Source organism: Micromonospora phytophila (assembly GCF_023656545.1).
Lineage (GTDB): Bacteria > Actinomycetota > Actinomycetes > Mycobacteriales > Micromonosporaceae > Micromonospora > Micromonospora phytophila.
In genome coordinates this window covers 1-2,616 of the sequence record NZ_JAMOKF010000518.1, presented here as the reverse complement: position 1 = coordinate 2,616, position 2,616 = coordinate 1, and the positions used below count along the sequence as shown (strand labels likewise).

At 73.1% G+C, this 2,616-nt stretch carries 3 protein-coding genes; all 3 read right to left on the bottom strand.

Features of this window, described 5'->3' with window-relative positions; genetic code table 11:
- Positions 1 to 25: 25 nt before the first annotated feature.
- Positions 26 to 838, bottom strand: a complete 813-nt coding sequence (locus tag NCC78_RS30635; RefSeq protein WP_250798885.1) for an ABC transporter permease — start codon at positions 836 to 838, stop codon at positions 26 to 28.
- Positions 835 to 1,770 carry an ABC transporter ATP-binding protein gene (locus NCC78_RS30630; RefSeq protein WP_250798884.1) on the bottom strand — a complete coding sequence of 312 codons (936 nt, stop codon included), beginning with the start codon at positions 1,768 to 1,770 and terminating at the stop codon, positions 835 to 837. Before NCC78_RS30630 ends, NCC78_RS30635 begins: the two co-directional genes overlap by 4 nt.
- 135 nt (positions 1,771 to 1,905) lie before the next feature.
- Positions 1,906 to 2,565: a hypothetical protein gene (locus tag NCC78_RS30625; protein ID WP_250798887.1), complete on the bottom strand. Its 660-nt coding sequence runs from the start codon at positions 2,563 to 2,565 to the stop codon at positions 1,906 to 1,908.
- Positions 2,566 to 2,616: the final 51 nt, after the last annotated feature.

Genomic DNA, 2,616 nt, shown 5'->3' with positions numbered 1-2,616 from the left:
CCCGTCGTGGCCTCGGCCGGGCGCGTCAGGAGATGTCGCGCCGGCGGGTGATCAGGATGCCGGCCACTCCGCTGACCAGCGCGTAGCCGACCAGCACCAGCGCGCCGACCCACCAGGCGGGGACGAACTCCGACTGGCCCTCGCTGATCATCACCTGGGACGCCACCGCCGGCCAGATCACCTGCCACTTCAGCACCGCCTGGCTGTCCAGCACGTTCGACAGCAGCAGGAACAGCAGCCCCACCACCTGGGTGCCGACCAGGTAGAGGACCGCGGCGGTGATCACCGCGCCGAGCTGGTTGGTGATCAGCGTGCCGATGCCCACGCCGAGGACCGTCCAGATGGCGTACGCCAGCAGGTTGAACAGCAACGCCCGGTGCACGGCCCACTCGCCGAGCTGGGTGCCGTGGCCGTCCAGCGAGAGGAACACCGCGCCGGCGGCCAGGTCGATCAGCGTGGTCACCAGCCAGAACGCGAAGCCCAGCAGGCTCGCCGCGACCAGCTTGCCGACGATCACCGAGGTGCGCCGCGGGGTGGCCAGGAAGGTCGTCGTCGCCGTCTGGTGGAAGAACTCGTTGGTGACCATGAGGATGCCGATGAGCATGACGAACATCAGGCCGAGGAACTGGCCCGAGGTGTAGAGGTTGGCCGCCTGCGCGGCCGCGGTCGCCTGCTCGGGGCTGGCGCCCACCGTCTCGGCGTCGCCGCCGAGCACGGTGCTGGCGTACCAGGCGTTGAAGGCGAACGCCAGCGCGAGGGAGAGGAACGCCCCGATCGCCAGCCACCACCAGGTGCTGGTGGTACGGATCTTGAGCAGCTCGGATCGGACCAGGTTCATCGGATGTCCGCCTTCCCGGCCGTCAGCTCCAGGAAGACCCGTTCCAGGTCGGGCCGCTCCGTGGTGAGTTCGTGCAGTTCCACGCCGGCGGCCAGGGCGACCCGGCCCACCGTCGGGGCGTCCACCCCGCCGATCAGCAGGATGCCGTGCTCGTCGGTGTCCACCACGGCCGGCCCCTCCTTGAGCGCGGCGATCAGCGCGTCGGCCTGCGGGGTGCGGACCCGGACCCGGACGCCCTGCGCCATCGACCCGATCACCTGGTCGACCGCTCCCTGCCGGACCAGCTGGCCGGCGGCGATGATCACCACGTCGTCGGCGAGCAGCTGCATCTCCGAGAGCAGGTGACTGGAGACCAGCACGGTGCGGCCCTCGTGCGCGAGGTTCTTGAGGAACCCGCGCATCCACCGGATGCCCTCCGGGTCCAGCCCGTTGGCCGGCTCGTCGAGGATCAGCACCCGCGGGTCGCCGAGCATCGCCGCGGCGATGCCGAGCCGCTGCTTCATGCCCAGCGAGTAGCCCTTGAACTTGCGCTTCGCCGCCGGGGTCAGCCCGACCAGGGCCAGCGCCTCGTCGGCCCGGTGCTTCGGCAGCCCGGCCGCCGCGCAGATCACCCGGAGGTGGTTGAGACCGGTGCGGCCCTTGTGCGCGCTGGACGCCTCCAGCACCGCGCCGACGTGGCGCAGCGGGTCGGTCAGGTCGGCGTACCGGCGTCCGCCGATCGTCGCCTCGCCGCCGGTCGGGGTGACCAGGTTCAGCAGCATCCGCAGGGTGGTGGTCTTGCCGGCGCCGTTCGGGCCCAGGAAGCCGGTCACCCGCCCCGGCTCGACGGTGAAGGACAGGTCGTTGACCGCCCGGACGTTCTTGTACTGCTTGGTCAGGCCGGACACCACGATCTGTCCGTCTGTGGTGGGGCTTGGCTGCCCGTCAGACATCGTTCTCCTCCCGTGAGGTGGCGTCGGGGTACGCCGGGACACAGCGTGGCGGGCGGGCGCAACCGGGTCAATCAGGCACGGTCCGTAGATCCACCTCCACCTGAGGCAGGAGGTCATCGTCCCCGGGGACGACGTTCAGCCGGTTGGCGGCAGCGCGATCCAGGTGGCGCGGGCCCAGGCCAGGAGGGTGCCGTCGGGGGCGTACAGGCTGGTGTGCACCTGCGCCTTGCGGCCCTCGCCGCCGACCATGGCGCCGGTCACCACGCACTCGTCGCCCGGCTCCGGCAGTGCCGCGACCACCGCGGCGATCCGACCGAGGACGTACGGGCGGCCGGGGGTGATCACCGCCCAGCCGCCGGGGCAGTCCAGCGCCGCCCAGACCGTGGCGTCGACGACCGACCCGGGCACCCGGAACGGCGCGGCGGTGCGGCCGTCCGGCAGCCGGCCGGGAAAGATCCGCAGCCCGTCGGTCCGGTCCGGGCCGCAGACGTAGCAGCCGGGGAAGGGGTGGTCGAGCAGGCCGGGGTACGCCGCCGACGCGGCCCGCGCGGTGGGCAGGTCCACCGGCGGCACCACCGTGCGGAACTCGGCCACCGGGCGGACCTGCCCGACGACCTCGCCGGCCGGGTCGCGGACCTCCCCGCCGGCGGCGTCGAGCGGGGTGTCCAGCGGGGGTGGCCGGCGCAGCGTCACCTCGACCGGTCCGGGGCCGCCGGCCGCGGCGGCGAAGACCCCGGCGCTCCAGCCGCCGTTGCCGGAGCCGGGCGGGCCGTTGAAGCGCGACTCGATGATCATCAGACACCTCCGGGTGGCGCCGCCCGGCCCCGTCGCCGGCCCGACCCCGGC

Excerpts from the sequence above, each read along its gene's own strand:
- NCC78_RS30635 (WP_250798885.1), bottom strand. The coding sequence starts at position 838 with ATGAACCTGGTCCGATCCGAGCTGCTCAAGATCCGTACCACCAGCACC.
- NCC78_RS30630 (WP_250798884.1), bottom strand. The coding sequence starts at position 1,770 with ATGTCTGACGGGCAGCCAAGCCCCACCACAGACGGACAGATCGTGGTG.
- NCC78_RS30625 (WP_250798887.1), bottom strand. The coding sequence starts at position 2,565 with ATGATCATCGAGTCGCGCTTCAACGGCCCGCCCGGCTCCGGCAACGGC.